This is a genomic window from Bacillus sp. GbtcB14, assembly GCF_019091205.1.
GTDB classification, from domain to species: domain Bacteria; phylum Bacillota; class Bacilli; order Bacillales; family Bacillaceae_G; genus Bacillus_A; species Bacillus_A cereus_AG.
This window is the reverse complement of the sequence record NZ_JAGXJT010000003.1, coordinates 338,356-355,106: the sequence shown is the minus strand read 5'-3', so window position 1 is coordinate 355,106 and position 16,751 is coordinate 338,356. Positions and strand designations below refer to the sequence as shown.

Here is a 16,751-nt window from a genome sequence, read left to right as displayed (position 1 = left end):
TATAGTCGTTTTGCATTGTTAACTCTCTTAAATAACAAAATCCTCTGGAATAAACACCTTCACTTCTTTTGGCTGTACATATACAAAGTCACCCGCTTGAATGCTGAGCTGTCTAAACTGTTCTTTACTAATTTCTGCTTCTAAATACTCCTCTGTTCCGTCTCGCTTTAATTCTACATATACGACAGGTCCAACTGCGTGAGAGTATGATACTTTTGCGGGGATTGCATCTATACTTTGTTTCGTACGAGAGATGGATAAGTGATGCGGCCTTACGTAAGCTACTCCGTCTACGTTTGAAACGTGCTTATGCTCTGGTGCTTCTAGTTCCACTGATCCTACATTTAGCTTACCTTTATGGACGCGGCCGTGAAATAAATTTACATTTCCTAAAAAGTCGTACACGAACGGGCTTGCTGGGTTTTCATATACTTCTTCCGGCGTTCCCATTTGTTCAATGCGACCTTCATTCATTACAACGATGCGGTCCGCAACGTCTAACGCTTCTTCTTGGTCATGTGTTACGAATACGCTCGTAATTTGAAATTCGTCATGTAGTTTCCGGAGCCATCTTCGTAATTCTTTTCTCACTTTTGCATCAAGTGCACCGAACGGTTCATCAAGTAATAAAATTTTCGGTTCGACTGCAAGTGCCCGGGCTAGTGCGATACGCTGTCGTTGTCCGCCAGATAATTGCGCTGGGTAACGTTTGGCGAAACCATCCATTTTTACTAGTTTCAATAGTTCTGTTACTTTTTCTTCTATCACTTCTGCTGACGGTCTTAAGCTTTTTTTTCTCACCTTTAAGCCGAAAGCGACATTTTCAAATACATTCATATGTTTAAAGAGCGCATAATGCTGGAAGACGAAGCCAACTTGCCGATTTTTCACATGAATGCTCGTTAAGTCTTCCCCATCAAATGATATAGATCCGTCATCTGCTTCTTCTAATCCGGCAATAATTCGTAATAACGTCGTTTTCCCAGAACCTGACGGGCCTAATAAGGCGACAAGTTCGCCTTTTGGAATATCCAAATGAATGTCTGTTAGCGCCTGAAATGTACCATATTGTTTTGATACACCTTGAATTTGAATGCTCACCATAATCCCCCCTTATTGTCGTTTTTCCATTCTCCATTCAATCCAGTTTTTTATAACGAGCGTAAGAACAGCAATGAGTGACATTAAAGTCGCCACAGCGAACGCTGCTGAAAATTGATATTCATTGTACAAAATTTCAATGTGAAGCGGCATCGTATTCGTAACGCCGCGCACGTGACCTGATACGACAGAAACTGCTCCGAACTCACCGATAGCACGGGCATTACATAGAATCATGCCGTATAAAAGACCCCATTTTATGTTTGGGAGCGTAACGCGCCAAAACATTTTCCAGCCGCTTGCGCCAAGTGATAAAGCTGCTTCTTCTTCACTTTTCCCTTGCGCTTGCATGATCGGAATTAATTCACGTGCAACGAACGGGAAAGTTACAAAGATTGTTGCGATAATAATGCCTGGAACAGAGAAAATGAGTTTCACTCCATGTTCGAGTAACCATTCGCCAAGAGCCCCCCGCGGTGTGAAAAGTAAAACGAACACTAATCCCGCGATCACTGGTGACACAGCAAACGGCAGTTCAATAAGAGAAAGTAATACTTGTTTTCCTTTAAACTGAAACTTTGTAATAAGCCACGCAGCCGCTACTCCGAATATCGTATTAAGCGGCACAACGATTAACGCAACGAGAAGTGTTAACCTGATTGCCGAAAATGCTTCTTGATCTGTGATAGCGGCAAGGTATACATCAAATCCTTTTTCAAAAGCTTTCAAAAAAATTGTTACGAGCGGGAGTAATAGAAAGAGAGATAAAAATAAAACTGTAATTGTAATTAATATACTCTGTACAAGTTTAGATTCTTTTGTAGCTGACACACTTTTTACTATCTTCTTTTCTAATAATGTTGGTTCCACTTTCTCTCCTCCTATTCATTTTTTAATTCATGCCTTCTACTCCAGCTTTGAATCATATTAATAAGAAGAAGGAAAAGGAGAGAAATAATAAGCATTACAGTCGCTACAGCTGTTGCGCCCGCATAATCATATTGTTCTAGTTTCGTCATAATCATAAGCGGTGCGATTTCTGTTTTCATCGGCATATTCCCTGCGATGAAAACGACAGATCCGTATTCTCCTAATGCCCGTGCAAATGCGAGTGAAAAGCCAGCAAGTAAGGCTGGGAATATTTCTGGCAAAATGATTTTCACAAATATTTGGAAGCGTGACGCCCCTAAGCTAGAAGCCGCCTCTTCTACTTCTTTATCAATATTTTGAAGTACCGGTTGCACCATCCGAACGACAAATGGTAAACCGATAAAAGTAAGCGCAACGATTATTCCAAGTTGTGTGAATGCTACTTTTATATGAAACAGACTAAATATTTTCCCAATCCATCCATTTTCCGCATAAAGCGTTGTAAGTGTAATACCAGCTACAGCTGTCGGAAGGGCAAACGGTAAATCAATGAGTCCATCTAATAGTCGTTTCCCTGGAAATGTGTAGCGGACGAGTACCCAAGCGATTAATAAGCCGAAAATGGCATTTACAACGGCCGCTGCAAATGAAGTTGTCAAGCTCACTTGATAGGAATGTAACACACGCTCGTTCGTTATAACCTCAGCAAACTTCTTCCAACCTAACTGTGAAGTTTGAATAAATACGATAGAAAGTGGTATAAGTACGAATAAACTCATGTACAGCATTGTAAATCCAAGCGATAATCCAAACCCTGGTAAAACACGTTTCTTCCTCATCCTCTTTCACCTCATCCCCCTTTAGCAGCGCGTATTATTTTTGATACATTTTATCGAATACGCCGCCGTCATTAAAATGTTTCTCTTGTGCTTTTTTCCATCCACCAAATAGTTCATCCACTGTAAATAATTGAACTTTCGGAAATTGAGATGCATATTTTTCTGCTACTTTTTCGTTACGCGGGCGATAAAAATTTTTCGCCGCAATTTCTTGCCCTTTTTCTGAATACAAATATTCAAGATACCCTTCTGCTACTTTTCTCGTTCCTTTTTTATCAACGACTTTATCCACAACAGCTACTGGTGGTTCTGCAAGTATACTAATTGGAGGTGTTACAATTTCAAATTTATCTTTTCCGAGCTCTTTTTGTGATAGTAATGCTTCATTTTCCCACGCGATTAATACGTCACCAATTCCTTTTTCAACGAAAGTTGTCGTTGCTCCGCGTGCCCCTGAATCTAGTACTTCTACGTTTTTATAAATTTGGCCGACAAACTCTTTCGCTTTATCTTCACTATTGTTATACTTCTTCAGTGCGTATCCCCACGCAGCTAAATAGTTCCAACGTGCTCCGCCTGATGTTTTCGGATTGGGCGTAATGACAGATACACCTTTTTTCGTTAAATCATCCCAGTCTTTAATTCCTTTCGGGTTTCCTTTTCGCACAAGAAATACAATTGTTGATGTGTACGGAGTCGAATTATCCGCAAATCGTTTCTGCCAGTCTTCTGCTAACTGTTTCTTCTTGCTAATCGCATCAATATCATAAGCGAGCGCTAACGTAACAACATCGGCTTCTAAACCATCAATAACAGAACGCGCCTGACTTCCAGATCCTCCGTGCGATTGTTTTACATTTACTGTTTGCCCATTCTTCTCTTTCCAGTACTTCGCAAATTCTTTATTGAAGTCTTGATATAATTCCCTAGTTGGATCATATGAAACATTTAAAAGCTCAACTGTTTTTGTATCTCCACTTCCTTCAGAATTATTAGTGGACGTTGCCGAACCACACCCTGATAAAAGCACAACCGCTGATAATAAAACACCTGTACTTTTCATAAACGCTGTCTTACCCCACTTTTTCATCGTTAAGCCCCCTTAGTTATACAATAGAAAAAGGCACACAATATATTCACAAACGTGAACATTGTGCGCCTTCAGTTTATCTGATTAGCTTCTAATGTATTCTATTCTATTCGATTTCTTTTCATTTTAATTCTGTAATTCACATGTGTCAACTTGGAATTTGTTTTTCTTCCTAAATAAAAATCAGTGAGGATAGTCCTTCACTGATTTCAATTTATTTCTTCAGATTATCCGCAATACATGCTGCCGCTTTATCTAGAGCCCAACTATTATCTGTTCCAATTGAAATGTTTTCTTGGATTAAAATATTGCAATACTTCGCACCCCAATGATTGTTTAAATCAGCACATTCTTTTAGTAGTTTCATATTTTCATTTGTTTGCTCTTTATAAGTTTTAAAAATAACATCATATGTATCAGCTGCTTTTATATGAATATACCCAACATAACCATCAAATCGATAATGATTATCAATATTAAATAAAAAATATCATTTCCTACACAAATACGCCTTTCGTTCATTTTTAAATAGTAAATAATGTGCCGTATGAACTTTCCGTTCTAAATAATCAATAGAATACGAGCTTGATGGATCAACTAAATCACCTATCGCACCTGAAAGATGATCAATGACTTGCTGCAAAATCTCTAAGTTTTTCTTCTCATTTTCAGCATTCATTTCATCCATAATGTCACAAATAAGATATTGTACTCGCCGCAAACGTAATTCCTTCTGCTCCACGTATATCTCCTCCTTATTAGTCATATTACGGTTTAAATATATGGCACCATAGCTTAACCAATGCAAAAAAATACAAAGGCAACCATCTTCACAAAGATGGTTGCCCCTATTTTTAAACTTGCATCGCTTTTTCTCTCAAAGCTCTTCTCAGCAACTTACCCGTCGTATTCTTCGGCAATTCTATTAAAAACTCAATGCTTTTCGGCACTTTATATTTCGCTAAATGTAACGTGCAGTAATGCATTAGTTCTTCTTCTGTTACGTTCATTTGCTTCAAAACGACGTAAGCTCGTACGGCTTCTCCTAAGTTTTCGTCAGGAACACCGATTACGACAACTTCAGCCACAGATTCGTGCGTATATAATACTTCTTCTACTTCACGAGGATATACGTTATAACCGCCAACTAAGACGATATCTTTTTTACGATCAACGATATAGAAGTAACCTTCTTCATCCATTTTTGCTAAGTCACCTGTATATAGCCAGCCATTTTTCAACGTCGCAGCTGTATCTTCTGGTGCATTATAGTATCCTTTCATAACGTTAGGTCCGCGAACGATTAATTCGCCGACTGCGCCGACAGGTACTTCTTCCCCAAGTTCATTTACAATTTTATTTTCTACATGCCAAATATTTGTGCCAATCGACCCTGGTTTACGAGGACGATCTAGCGGATTGAAACAAGTAACTGGTGATGCTTCTGATAAACCGTATCCTTCTGAAACAATAACGTTAAAACGTTTTTCAAAGTTTTGCAGAAGAGCAACAGGCATCGATGCACCACCGGAAATACAAAGGCGAAGCGTCTTCACATCTTCTGCGCTTGCTTCTTCAAATAAATATAAATAATTGTACATCGTCGGTACGCCAGCAAAGATCGTTGGTTCGTACGTACGACAAATACGGAATACTTCTTTCGGACTAAATTTCGGTAACATTAAAATCGTTGCCCCGTTCACAATCGGTGCATTTACCGCAACTGTTAAACAGAATACATGGAACATTGGCAGTGCCGCAACGACGCGATCGTCAGCAGTAAATTGTAAATAAGACGCAACATCATTCGCATTACTATATAAATTTTTATGTGTGAGCATAGCGCCTTTCGGTTTTCCAGTTGTACCTGAAGTGTATAGGATAACCGCTACATCCTCTTCATCTAGTTCAGGGCCTTCGTATTGTAAATCTCCAGCCCCCACAAAACTAGTAAACGTTTTCATTTTTTCGGTTTCTGTATGGTTAAAATCTGATGAGGTTTCGCATATGATGATGTTTTCTAATGAAGGAAGTCTTGTTGTAAGAGATTGTATAACAGGTAGAAGGACGTCGAGTACGATGATTGTTTTTACATCTCCATTTTGTAAAATGTAATGCATTTCGTCTGCTGTATAAATTGGATTAACTGGAATAACAGTTGCTCCAGCTTTCATTGTTCCGTATAAACCGACCAAAAAATGTGGTGAGTTTCCAACAACTAATGCGACATTGTCCCCTTTTCCAATGCCCATTGCTGCTAAATTGCTAGAAAACCTTGTGACCATTTTGTTTAATTGGTCATACGAGACCGACTGATCCATAAATATATAAGCCGGTTTATCCCCCTTCTTTTTCGCCGTTTCAGCCAAAGATTGAACGAGATTCACACAAACCCCACCTTTATAAAATTTAGAATATTTAAAAATTCTAAATTAATTATATTAAAAGAAAATTAAAGTAGCAAGTGATATTCTATTAATTGCATATACACAGATCACCTCCTCTTAGTTTACTTTGGAAGGATAAGGGGATTTTGTTTGCAAGTAATTTATGAAACTAGACCAAAAATCATTTTAGGATAATATGCACTCATCTTTTCTCTAATTTTAGTAAGTTCCTCTTTATTTAACGTCGTATGCTCTCCAAACAAGTTAATCGCGTCCGCTCCATCTTCATGAAAATACACCGTCACATATAATGTCGGTAACCCTGTATTGTCTTCATCTATCGAAAAGACGACATCTGGTGTTTTATTAACAGTGCTGAATGTTTCATTTCTTTTCCACTTCTTATTTTGAAACATGTCTTGTATATCATGTATCTTTCGTTTGTTATCTGTATGCGTAAAATATATAACATTATCCTCCGCTGGTTTTCCGATAGACAAAAGTGTACGACTTGAGGGCGTTTCATCGTTACAGGCTGTCATTCCGATGACGAAGCTGAGTAATAATACAACGTACATTACCCTTTTCATTTCGAACCGCCTCCTTTTGAATATATATATATTCCTTTATAAGAGGCAGATGTCCAGTGATTTTATGGTAAGTGAAATTATATCGACTTACCGACAAAACGTGACAATCTACGCAAAAAGAAAGAGGCTGCCTGTTACGGCAGCCTCCCTCATTTTTAGAAGAATAAATGTAAGAAATCTTCTGTTGTAATATTACCGAAGTAACGTGCGATATCTACGCCTTCTAAAGCTACAGTGAATGCATCTTTATCGAATTGTACGCCTGTTAGACGCTCTTCAATGTCATGCACATCTAGTGATCCGAAGAAGTCACCGTAAATTTTACATTCTGTTACTGTTCCTTTTTTCACTTCAAGACGAACGTCAACTTGTCCAACTGGGAAGCGGTGTGAATGTTGTAAGTTGAACTTCGGAGATTTTCCGTAGTTCCAATCCCAATTTTGGTAGCGTTCTTCAGAAAGTTTATGGATCTCTTTCCAATCATGTTCTGTTAATTCGTACGTTGGAATTTCTGTTTCCCCTTCGAAAATTGTTTCTAGAAGAAGTTGTCTAAATTCTTCTGTCGTCATTTTTTCGTTTAAGAACTCTGTAATGTTCGCAACGCGGCTACGGATTGATTTGATTCCTTTTGATTGGATCTTATCCATTTTTACTTTTAGCGCTGATACGACGTGATCGATTTCAGAGTCAAATAGTAACGTACCGTGACTGAACATACGACCTTTCGTTGAGAACTGCGCGTTACCTGAAATTTTTCTACCTTCAGCTAAAATGTCGTTACGACCACTTAGTTCTGCATTTACGCCTAATTTACCAAGCGCTTTCGTTACAGGCTCTGTGAATTTTTTGAAGTTGCTGAAACTGTCTCCGTCATCTTTCGTAATAAAGCTGAAGTTTAAGTTTCCTAAATCGTGATATACTGCGCCTCCGCCAGATAGACGACGAACGACATGAATCCCTTTTGCTTTTACGTAATCTGCATTAATTTCTTCTACTGTGTTTTGGTTTTTACCAATGATAATGGAAGGTTCGTTAATGTAGAACAGTAAATATGTTTCGTTAATATCTAAATTCTTCACACAATATTCTTCAATTGCTAAGTTTATTCTAGGGTCTGTAATTCCTTTATTATCAATAAATAACATCGTATCACCTCATGAGTTCCATACGTAGCCACTATGCGCTAACGTAATATGGCCACTGAAAATTTGTTTTGCTTCTGTTACTAAATCAGATGGGTTACCTGTATGCGGTAAATGCGTTAATAAAAGTTCTTTTACATTCGCATCTTTCGCAATACTTGCTACTTCTGTACTATTCATATGCCCTGCTTTTGCAGCTTCTTGATGTGCATACATATTACACTCACAAATGAAAAGATCAGCATCTTTCGTGAATGGAATAAATTCAGGAATATAACTGGAATCAGCGCTATATACTACAGCGTCACTACCAGCTGTAATGCGCATTGCAAAACATGTAACAGGATGAACAGTTTTTAAGAATGAAATTGAAAACGGTCCAATTTGAAGTGTTTCTTCTGGATTGTATGCGATTCCTTTCGTATGCGGTTCATGCGTTAAAGAGCTGAATCCATTCTCGTCAAACGTATGACCGTATATTGGTAGTTCCGGTAGTTGCCTTGTTGTCGCACTCGTAATTAATCTCGCATATTGCAATACCCCAATGTCTGCAACATGATCGTGATGATAATGCGAAAGTACAACTGCATCTATATCAGACGGTGTTATATATTTTTGAAGCTGTGCTAGTACACCACTACCACAGTCTACAAGTAAACGAAAACCATCGTGTTCAAACAAATACCCCGACGTTGCTTCTCCCGCTTCTGGAAAGCCGCCCCAAAAGCCGACAACAGTCATTTTCATATGTATCCATCCTTTCTAAAACCGAGTAGCAATGCATGTTTCACTTACATTCTACATTGTTAACTATAATCCATTTCCTAAACTTTTTCATTATTTTTCAACTTTGTTATAAAACAGTTGTTGACTTTTATTTTTTGTACTAATACAATGATAGTAAGAAATGGAAATGGAGGGATTGACATGATCGATCAACCAATGGAGTTTTTCAGAAATTTACCGACGAAAACTTGTGCACACTGCGGGAAAGAAATTGATGAGCAGCACGAAGCATACCATAACAAATGTGATGACTGCGTTCACGAAGAATAGTAGTTTATGAACAGAAAAAAACCTAGCAGACATAGTCTACTAGGCTAATAACATCGTATCCTTCTTCATCGTTGAACCTTTCACCAAGAGCTCCAGTTCAAACTCATACAATTCTTTTTGTCGATAATTTTTCGTATGGATTTTATCCATCATCAGGTCGACAACTTTTCGGGCCATCTCATCGATTGGCTGTTCAATTGTCGTAATACCTGGCTCTGTAATCTGTGATAATATTTGATTATCAAAACCGATAACAGCGAGATCATCTGGAATGCTCCAGTCATGGCGTTTTGCCTCTGAAATGATTCCAGCTGCTACCTCATCGCCTCCTGCCAAAATCGCGGTAGGATTTTTTTTGTCCTTTAATACTTCATGGAATATTCTCTTTCCATCGTCCCAAGAGAAAGCGTTTTCAAGAAAATCGATCGCTTCTACTTGGCGGCTCTTCTCCGTTATGGCACGTAAAAAGCCCATTTTTCGCTGTTGGCTAACCACTTTGGTTTCGTTACCACGACAAAAAATAAGATTACGATATCCTTGTTCTAACACATGCTTAGCAGCTATGTATGCTCCTTGCGCATGGTCGAACTTCACTGTTGGAACATTTGCTTCCTCAATATATTCATTACATAACACGATTGGACCGTGCTGTAAGTATGGCTCTACTTCTTCCCACGGATTTTCTAGTGAACATAGAATAATCCCATCTACTTGCTTCGTAGATAATAATTGTAAATACTCCATCTCTTTTTCCGGTAAATATCTTGTTTGACAAATAATCAGTTTATATTTATGTTCAGAAGCAGCAATCTCGATTGCTTCAATAAATCTACTGAAGAAAGGATTTGTAATCCTTGGAACTAGCACCGCAATTGTTTCTGTTTTTTGTTTACGAAGCCTTCTCGCCGCAGAATTAGGAACGAAGCCTAAATGCTTCATTGCTAATTGAACCCTTTTCTTCTTCTCATCTGAAACATATGGATGATTATTGATCACCCTAGAAACCGTTGTCCTTGATAACCCCGCTAATTTCGCCACGTCCTCTATAGTCGACACGAAATTTTCCCCCTTTGCATGAAAACGTTTTCTTAAATTGATTATATAGTATATTATTGGAAACTGCAATATGGGTTGTTATGATTTTACTATATTAATATTATACATAGGGAAAAGTCTGTTAATGGGAGGGGAAAACATACTGCTTTTAGAAGTTTATAGTAGGCATATTTATAAAAATTTGAAGGTGATATTTCATGAATCGGACAGATCGTTTATTAGCTATATTAATTGAATTACAAAGAAGACAAACTGTAACAGCAAAAAGCTTAGCGGAAAAATTTGAGACAAGTATAAGGACTATTTATCGAGATATGGATGCACTTAACGAATCGGGTGTTCCTATTTATTCAATGCCTGGTCACGGTTATTCATTAATGGATGGTTATTTCTTGCCCCCCATTCAACTTACGCCTGAAGAGGCTGTGACTCTTTTACTAGGCGGTGATTATATCGAGAAAACTTTCACTTCCTCTTTTTCTTTACATGCGCAATCAGCAAAAGAGAAACTTGAGGTTGTCCTCCCTGCTGATCAACAAAAGAAAGCCCGGGAATTACGAGGAACTTTTCGTTTCCTTTCTCCCATATTTTCGCATCAGCGATCTGAACAAGAAAAACTAGAAAATCAACTTCTCCTATTGCAAGAATCTATTCAAAAAGAACAAGCTATCTCTTTTTCTTATCGTAAACCGAGAGAAACTACAAAAATAAAGCGAATCGTTCAGCCTTACGGTTTAGTCAATATTTCAGGAATTTGGTACATCGTTGCCCATTGTTTACTTCGAAAACAAATACGTAATTTTCGTTTAGATCGTATGGAGAAATTACAACAAGAGCAAGAATTCTTTACGAAACCGAAAGACTTTTCTTTACAAAACTACAAGCCTGAAAGCAATCGTACTGTTACAATCCATTTATTGTTTCCATCTCATATTGCACATAAAATTATTGAATCACGATATTTTTTTATAGATTCATATGAACATAGAGATAACGGTTTTCACGTCTTTTTGAAATCAAGAAACATAGACGAAGTATTTCAATGGGTATTGAGCTGGGGAAGCCAAGTGCAAGTACTTGAGCCACAAATTCTTTCTGAGAAAATCTGTGATGAAGCAAAAAAAATGTTAAAACTTTAATTTCACTACTGACATAATGTTGTCAGTATCCCTCCTTTATAGTAGGTATTAACAAATACATTTTCATAAAAAGGAGTTAACAATATGAAGAAATTTGAGGAGTTAGCAACGTATTACATGGAGGAATTAGAAAAGTACTCAATAGAGCAATTTAAGATGAAGCCTTCTAGTGAGGAATGGTCTCTCGGTCAAATGTATAATCATTTAATTGCCTCGACATATATGCAGTTAGATGCAATCGCGAAATGTAGAACTGTAGTGCCTTCTGCAACTAACAAAAAAACGGATATGGGGGAAAAAGTATATAAGCTTGGTGCTTTCCCGGATATACAAATCAAAGTACCAAATCATCCTGGATATACACCTAAAAATCCCTCTAATAAAGAAGAAATACAAAAGCGTATTGTGGAATTAATTACAGTTGTTAAAGACATTGAGCCCACACTTTCTTCTATTCCAGGTGATTGTAAAGTAGAACATCCTGGGCTTGGTTACTTACATGCAGCAGAATGGTTTCAACTTATTTCTATGCATTTTGCACATCATCTTCGTCAGAAAGAAAGATTGGAGACAAAAGTTTTAGTGTGAAAAATTATAAAAGGGGATTGGTCTATATCCAATCCCCCTTTTATAGTTCTGCTTCTCATATATTTTTACGGCTTTGATATTTCCTGCATAAATCCAGCCATACTCGCTAATAAACTAGTGAAAACGAAAAGTACAATAATAAGAGGAATAAGTTTATCTTTATTTAAATTCGTAATCGTTTTTAAACCTATACCTAATAAAATGTAATACCAAATATTAAATATATCTATTCTTTGAGCGATTGTATGTAAAACCATATTATCCGTTGCTATTGCCCCTAAACTTGTATAAGATATCTCATATCCATTTAGAGACAATGCAATGAATCCATTTAACATCATCCCTATTCGTAATACAAACGAAGCATAAATAATGATAGGAAAGGTTTCTTTATAGGTAATATCCACCCCGAAAAAAATCATAATATTTTTATAGAATATAGGCGCAAAAAATAAGGCTACGATTCCACTGACTGTAGAAACCCCAAATGTGGTAAAGAAAGTTATGTATTTTGGTACAGTAAATCCCGTTTTATCATGAAACATACTAAACGCAGGATTGTTTAAAGTATTCCAAGACATTAACGCACTTGAAATTATAATGAATACTATTAAAAGAGCGAGTGGTAAAAGTATATTCCGTTGATTCTTCATCCTTTTGAATTGTAGTGTTGGCGAAATGAATATCCCAAAAATTGATGGTTTACCCGAAATCTCTTCATGTATAAGACTACTAGCTTGCAAGAAAATTCCCCTTCCTCATTACATTTATAACTCCTCCCACTTCACCCAAACTTCTCTCCCATTTATATGGTACATATTATCCTCGCGATCCATAAACCCATGCACAATAAACTCCCGTCTAATTGTACAAAAGTCATCGTGATATTGTTTTATGAATGTATTCATTGCTTTTTCCGTATATTGATTTTCAGCGTTTAATTTGCTAATTAAATGCTCTAACAATACTAGCTTTTTCTTCTTTTGACCTGGAATCGATTTTAGGCGGTCTTCTTTATCGAAAAAGTTACGAATCGTCGTATCCCTGAATTTCATTTCACTTTCAGTCATTTTATTGCCCCCATCAGTTTTTATATTATACATTTTTATTGTTTGCCCTTACTATTCTTCTTCATTCTTTCACTTATAACGTCCATAACGTAATATCCACTAATTAACACATAGTAGAATAAAAGTATCCCTAGTGTATCTTTTATACTTGCATATTCCTCTTTATGAAACAAGATAGGTGAAAGGGTGAAAATAAGAAAGAAGATTAGCGGATACAAGATAAAATAGTAAGTAAGATTTCCTTTCATCATATCAGCTCCCATGTAATATACTTCTATTCAAATTGTTGCAATCCCTGTTCTTTTATTTAGGCTACACATGGAATATGGTAAAATCAAGAAAAAGAAGGACTACAAATGACATTCCACTCGAAAATGGATACAGTCTTCTTATCTATCATCAGTTTCGCTATTTTCACCACTGGTGCTGTAACAATACTTCCTCTCATATTTGATGATGAAGCTACTATGACAGATGCATACATTCTACTATCTATTTTCTTTATATCTTCTGGCTTCCTATTATGGTGCTCCTTTTCTATTACATATACATTCTATGAAGATTACTTGTTCGTGAAAGGTGGCCCATTTCGAAGTAAGATTCCGTACGGCCATATAACGAATATCTCGAAAACAGATAACATTTTAATTGGATACCGTATTATCTCTTCAAAAGATTGTTATGAAATCTTTTATACGTCAGGAACTTTAGGAAGTGTAAAAATCTCACCGAAAGATCCTGAAAGATTCATATCCGAACTACAGAACAGATGCCCTGCATTACAATAAAAAAAGCACCAAAAAGGTGCTTTTTTCTATGCTTCAATCGATTGATTTTCCGCAATATTTCTAAATTGTCGTTTGTGCATCCAAGTTAAGGATGCAATTGTTCCAAGCGATAACACAACGATGAAAATCATGAGTACCCCTACGTTTTGCCACATAAAGTTAAAGTCTCCACTTGATACAACTGCTTTCAATCCTGATACAGAGTATGTCATCGGTAACCAAGCATTGAATGGTTGTAAAAACTTCGGAATCAATTCTAGTGGGAATGTTCCAGCACTTGTTGTAAGCTGAATAATTAATGTGATGATGGCGATGAAACGCCCTGCATCACCAAACGCTGTTACTAAACATTGAATTAATGCGATAAACGCTAAACTTGTAACGATGCTAAAAAGTATGAAATACGGAATACTTTGTACTTCTACACCTAATCCGAATAGTAATATAACATCTGCTACTATCGCTTGAATAATACCGACTGATAATAACACGCCGAACTTACTAATAAACCAACTAAATCCTGATTTTGGAACACCAACTGTATCACGTAATGGATATACGATTGATAATAGTAATGCCCCAACGAATAAACCAAGTGATAAGAAATACGGTGTAAATCCAGTTCCATAGTTTGGAACTTCCGCCATTTTCTCTGTCTTCACTTTTACAGGACTTGCAAACATATCATACGTTTTATCCGTTCCTTTTACTTCACCAGTTTTCTCTGCCCCTTCGCCAAGTTTCTCAGCAAGTTCCCCTGAACCATCGTTTACTTTTACAAGACCATCTGTTACTTTTCCAGATCCGTCTGCTAGTTTATTTACTCCGTCGATTAGCTGTGTTGAGCCAGTTGACATTTGATTTAGGCCACCATTTAGAGTACCTATACCAGTTGTTACTTGACTTGAACCGTCCGCTAATTGCGTTATACCACCTGTCATTTGGTTTGCTCCTACAGATAATGTACCTAAACCGCCTGTTACTTGGCTTGAGCCATCTGCTAATTGATTTACACCACCTGCCATTTGGTATGCTCCTGCAGATAGTGTTCCTAATCCACCTGTTACTTTACCCGAACCATCTGCTAGTTGATTTACACCACCTACCATTTGATTTGCTCCTGCAGATAATTGACCTAATCCACCTGTTACTTTACCCGATCCATCTGCTAATTGATTTATCGCATCAATTAATTGACCTGATTCGTTTTTAAATGTATTTGCGCCTTCTTTAGCATTATTTAATTTCGTACCAAACCCTTGGAATTTTTCAACAAATCCTGTTTGTGCACTGGATAATCGCTCAATACCAACAGTTAAAGATCGTAATTCTGCTGCATTCGGCAGTTTGCTGTGTCCATCACCTGTTTTTTGATTTATTTCGCCTTTTAATTGTTTTACTTCTTCATTTAATTTATTTGTTCCACCTGCTACTCCGGCAGCTTTTTGCTGAACTGTCGCTGTACTCTTTACAGCACTTGTTACGAATGGTTGTAACTGCTCTTGATATTCTTTTGGTAAACTTTCAATTTTCTTTTGTAAATTCGCTACATCTTGCGCTGCATTTTTTGCATCTCCTGCTGTTGATTGTGTAAGTTCATTTAACTGATTTACATTCGCCCCAGCTCCATCTATTTTCTCATTTACTGTATTTAATATAGAAGGGCCTTTCGACTGCATTTCCTCTAAACCTGCAGCAGAACTTTTCACTGTACGATTTAAATCTTCCAAACCCTTTTCAATTTTTTGAGAAGCTTCCTCTAATTGTCTTTGTCCCCCAACCAGTTGTTCCATACCATTTGATAGATCAGTTGTTCCTGTTTTTAATTCACCGGATTTACTTACTAATTTGTTCAAACCACCGGTCACTTTCTCAGATCCATCATGTAATTCACCAATTCCTTTTTGCATTTCACCCGTTTTGCTATTTAACGTATTTAAACCGTCTGTTACTTTTCCGGAGCCATCTATTAATTTCCCGATACCTGTCTGCATCTCACTTGTTTTACTATTTAACGTATTTAAACCGTTCGTTACTTTTCCGGAGCCGTCTACTAATTTCCCTATACCTATCTGCATTTCACCTGTTTTGCTATTTAGCGTATTTAAACCGTTTGTTACTTTGCCTGATCCATCTACTAATTTATTAGATCCATCTGCTAATTTCTGAACTCCATCCTTCATCTCTCCAGACTTCCCTTGAAGTGTATGAAGGCCATCCGTCACTTTACTCGAACCATCATGTAACTCACTTGATCCGTCGTGTAGTTTACTTGCTCCTTCCGCTCCATCTGCTAATCCTTTTGAGACGTCTTGAATGGAATCAAACATTTTCTCTGCATATGTTTTCGTTAACGTACTTGATACTTCACCTTTAATTTTTTCAATGGCTGTTCCGCCAATTTGTGAAGATAAGAAGTTTAAGCTTTCGTTTGGAATGTATTCTAAGTTTAATGGTTTTGGATCATCTTTTAATAACGTTGTAGCGTTACTTGAGAAGTCATCTGGAATGCGTACTAACATGTAATACTTTCTACCTTCCATTCCTTTTTTCGCTTCTTTTTCACTTACAAATTCCCATTTAAAACTTGTATTATCTTTTAAGTTGTCAACGAGCCCTTTTCCGACCTCAATTGGTTTTCCATCAAATACTGCACCTTTATCTAAATTGACTACCGCCACTGGCAAATCATCTAACTGTTTATACGGATCCCAAAAGGCCCATAAAAACATACCTGCATATAAAATTGGTACGAATAAAACCGCGATAATTGGAATTAATATTTTTTTACTTTTTATAATTTCAGTAAACTCTTTACGAAGTAACTGATTCCATTTCATCATTTCTCCCCTTTTCTGAATGACCAAATTGTTCATTTGGTCATTTTCTCCCAAATAAAAAGGCTATACCTATTCATACATATGCCTTATCCCCGAATTTATACTATGCAACTGTTTCTTCATATGAAGTGAATATGTCTATTACCCCTCCCTAAAATAAATGTATGACCGATTTGTTCAAGTGGTCACTTTTTT

The 16,751-nt window shown here is 37.0% G+C and carries 18 protein-coding genes and 1 pseudogene; 4 read left to right on the top strand and 15 right to left on the bottom strand.

The genetic code is table 11. The annotated features are described in order from the left end of the window. Positions 1-27 precede the first annotated feature (27 nt). The 10 genes and pseudogenes from KVT31_RS10760 to KVT31_RS10715 form a co-directional block, all read right to left on the bottom strand. Complete coding sequence (locus KVT31_RS10760) at positions 28-1,101, bottom strand: sulfate/molybdate ABC transporter ATP-binding protein (protein WP_088095460.1); 1,074 nt, start codon at positions 1,099-1,101, stop codon at positions 28-30. A gap of 12 nt (positions 1,102-1,113) precedes the next feature. Then, the gene (cysW, locus tag KVT31_RS10755; RefSeq protein WP_088095459.1) at positions 1,114-1,971 is read right to left on the bottom strand and encodes a sulfate ABC transporter permease subunit CysW; all 858 of its coding nucleotides are present in this window, start codon (positions 1,969-1,971) and stop codon (positions 1,114-1,116) included. Between the two features lie 11 nt (positions 1,972-1,982). After that, complete coding sequence (gene cysT / locus KVT31_RS10750) at positions 1,983-2,810, bottom strand: sulfate ABC transporter permease subunit CysT (RefSeq protein ID WP_088095458.1); 828 nt, start codon at positions 2,808-2,810, stop codon at positions 1,983-1,985. 34 nt (positions 2,811-2,844) lie between these two features. Beyond that, positions 2,845-3,900, bottom strand: coding sequence for a sulfate ABC transporter substrate-binding protein (locus KVT31_RS10745; RefSeq protein WP_088095457.1), 1,056 nt, complete (start codon positions 3,898-3,900; stop codon positions 2,845-2,847). Positions 3,901-4,114: 214 nt separating this feature from the next. After that, positions 4,115-4,291 (bottom strand): annotated as a pseudogene (locus KVT31_RS10740) (S-layer protein); the annotation flags it as partial. A 99-nt stretch (positions 4,292-4,390) separates the two neighbouring features. Next, a complete protein-coding gene (locus KVT31_RS10735; RefSeq protein ID WP_088095455.1) occupies positions 4,391-4,642 on the bottom strand; it encodes a hypothetical protein in 252 nt (83 codons plus the stop codon). 112 nt (positions 4,643-4,754) lie between these two features. Beyond that, on the bottom strand, positions 4,755-6,287 hold the full coding sequence (locus KVT31_RS10730) for a fatty acid--CoA ligase family protein (protein ID WP_088095454.1): 1,533 nt from the start codon (positions 6,285-6,287) through the stop codon (positions 4,755-4,757). A 161-nt stretch (positions 6,288-6,448) separates the two neighbouring features. Continuing rightward, complete coding sequence (locus KVT31_RS10725) at positions 6,449-6,877, bottom strand: hypothetical protein (protein ID WP_088095453.1); 429 nt, start codon at positions 6,875-6,877, stop codon at positions 6,449-6,451. 155 nt (positions 6,878-7,032) lie between these two features. Further along, positions 7,033-8,022 carry a lipoate--protein ligase gene (gene lplA, locus KVT31_RS10720; RefSeq protein WP_088095452.1) on the bottom strand — a complete coding sequence of 330 codons (990 nt, stop codon included), beginning with the start codon at positions 8,020-8,022 and terminating at the stop codon, positions 7,033-7,035. 9 nt (positions 8,023-8,031) lie between these two features. Next, positions 8,032-8,766: an MBL fold metallo-hydrolase gene (locus tag KVT31_RS10715; protein ID WP_088095451.1), complete on the bottom strand. Its 735-nt coding sequence runs from the start codon at positions 8,764-8,766 to the stop codon at positions 8,032-8,034. A gap of 180 nt (positions 8,767-8,946) precedes the next feature. On the opposite strand from KVT31_RS10715, the gene yhfH reads away from it, so the two are divergent. After that, positions 8,947-9,075 carry a protein YhfH gene (gene yhfH, locus KVT31_RS10710; RefSeq protein WP_000567010.1) on the top strand — a complete coding sequence of 43 codons (129 nt, stop codon included), beginning with the start codon at positions 8,947-8,949 and terminating at the stop codon, positions 9,073-9,075. Positions 9,076-9,114: 39 nt separating this feature from the next. Here yhfH and KVT31_RS10705 read toward each other — a convergent pair whose 3' ends face one another. Further along, positions 9,115-10,131, bottom strand: coding sequence for a LacI family DNA-binding transcriptional regulator (locus KVT31_RS10705; protein ID WP_088095450.1), 1,017 nt, complete (start codon positions 10,129-10,131; stop codon positions 9,115-9,117). A gap of 197 nt (positions 10,132-10,328) precedes the next feature. On the opposite strand from KVT31_RS10705, the gene KVT31_RS10700 reads away from it, so the two are divergent. Together KVT31_RS10700 and KVT31_RS10695 are read left to right on the top strand one after the other, a co-directional pair. Further along, the gene (locus KVT31_RS10700) at positions 10,329-11,270 is read left to right on the top strand and encodes a helix-turn-helix transcriptional regulator (protein ID WP_088095449.1); all 942 of its coding nucleotides are present in this window, start codon (positions 10,329-10,331) and stop codon (positions 11,268-11,270) included. Positions 11,271-11,354: 84 nt separating this feature from the next. Continuing rightward, positions 11,355-11,858: a DinB family protein gene (locus KVT31_RS10695; RefSeq protein ID WP_088095448.1), complete on the top strand. Its 504-nt coding sequence runs from the start codon at positions 11,355-11,357 to the stop codon at positions 11,856-11,858. Positions 11,859-11,923: 65 nt separating this feature from the next. Here the strand turns inward: KVT31_RS10695 and yknW are convergent, their stop codons facing one another. From yknW to KVT31_RS10680, 3 genes are read right to left on the bottom strand one after another with little or no spacing between them, the layout of a single operon-like run. Beyond that, complete coding sequence (gene yknW, locus KVT31_RS10690) at positions 11,924-12,601, bottom strand: YknW family membrane protein (protein ID WP_088095447.1); 678 nt, start codon at positions 12,599-12,601, stop codon at positions 11,924-11,926. Between the two features lie 24 nt (positions 12,602-12,625). After that, on the bottom strand, positions 12,626-12,928 hold the full coding sequence (locus KVT31_RS10685; protein ID WP_140392376.1) for a DUF2087 domain-containing protein: 303 nt from the start codon (positions 12,926-12,928) through the stop codon (positions 12,626-12,628). A 35-nt stretch (positions 12,929-12,963) separates the two neighbouring features. Beyond that, positions 12,964-13,179 carry a hypothetical protein gene (locus KVT31_RS10680; protein ID WP_088095537.1) on the bottom strand — a complete coding sequence of 72 codons (216 nt, stop codon included), beginning with the start codon at positions 13,177-13,179 and terminating at the stop codon, positions 12,964-12,966. A gap of 105 nt (positions 13,180-13,284) precedes the next feature. Between KVT31_RS10680 and KVT31_RS10675 the strand changes: the two genes are divergently transcribed. Continuing rightward, on the top strand, positions 13,285-13,716 hold the full coding sequence (locus KVT31_RS10675; protein WP_088095445.1) for a PH domain-containing protein: 432 nt from the start codon (positions 13,285-13,287) through the stop codon (positions 13,714-13,716). A 26-nt stretch (positions 13,717-13,742) separates the two neighbouring features. Here KVT31_RS10675 and KVT31_RS10670 read toward each other — a convergent pair whose 3' ends face one another. Continuing rightward, positions 13,743-16,556, bottom strand: coding sequence for a YhgE/Pip domain-containing protein (locus KVT31_RS10670; protein ID WP_088095444.1), 2,814 nt, complete (start codon positions 16,554-16,556; stop codon positions 13,743-13,745). Positions 16,557-16,751 lie beyond the last annotated feature (195 nt).

What these genes read in the sequence shown, in the direction of transcription:
- KVT31_RS10700 (WP_088095449.1), top strand. Translation starts at nt 10,329, where the DNA reads ATGAATCGGACAGATCGTTTATTAGCTATATTAATTGAATTACAAAGA.
- KVT31_RS10675 (WP_088095445.1), top strand. Translation starts at nt 13,285, where the DNA reads ATGACATTCCACTCGAAAATGGATACAGTCTTCTTATCTATCATCAGT.
- KVT31_RS10695 (WP_088095448.1), top strand. Translation starts at nt 11,355, where the DNA reads ATGAAGAAATTTGAGGAGTTAGCAACGTATTACATGGAGGAATTAGAA.
- KVT31_RS10685 (WP_140392376.1), bottom strand. Translation starts at nt 12,928, where the DNA reads ATGACTGAAAGTGAAATGAAATTCAGGGATACGACGATTCGTAACTTT.
- KVT31_RS10680 (WP_088095537.1), bottom strand. Translation starts at nt 13,179, where the DNA reads ATGATGAAAGGAAATCTTACTTACTATTTTATCTTGTATCCGCTAATC.
- yhfH (WP_000567010.1), top strand. Translation starts at nt 8,947, where the DNA reads ATGATCGATCAACCAATGGAGTTTTTCAGAAATTTACCGACGAAAACT.
- KVT31_RS10745 (WP_088095457.1), bottom strand. Translation starts at nt 3,900, where the DNA reads ATGAAAAAGTGGGGTAAGACAGCGTTTATGAAAAGTACAGGTGTTTTA.
- lplA (WP_088095452.1), bottom strand. Translation starts at nt 8,022, where the DNA reads ATGTTATTTATTGATAATAAAGGAATTACAGACCCTAGAATAAACTTA.
- cysT (WP_088095458.1), bottom strand. Translation starts at nt 2,810, where the DNA reads ATGAGGAAGAAACGTGTTTTACCAGGGTTTGGATTATCGCTTGGATTT.
- KVT31_RS10725 (WP_088095453.1), bottom strand. Translation starts at nt 6,877, where the DNA reads ATGAAAAGGGTAATGTACGTTGTATTATTACTCAGCTTCGTCATCGGA.
- KVT31_RS10715 (WP_088095451.1), bottom strand. Translation starts at nt 8,766, where the DNA reads ATGAAAATGACTGTTGTCGGCTTTTGGGGCGGCTTTCCAGAAGCGGGA.
- KVT31_RS10670 (WP_088095444.1), bottom strand. Translation starts at nt 16,556, where the DNA reads ATGAAATGGAATCAGTTACTTCGTAAAGAGTTTACTGAAATTATAAAA.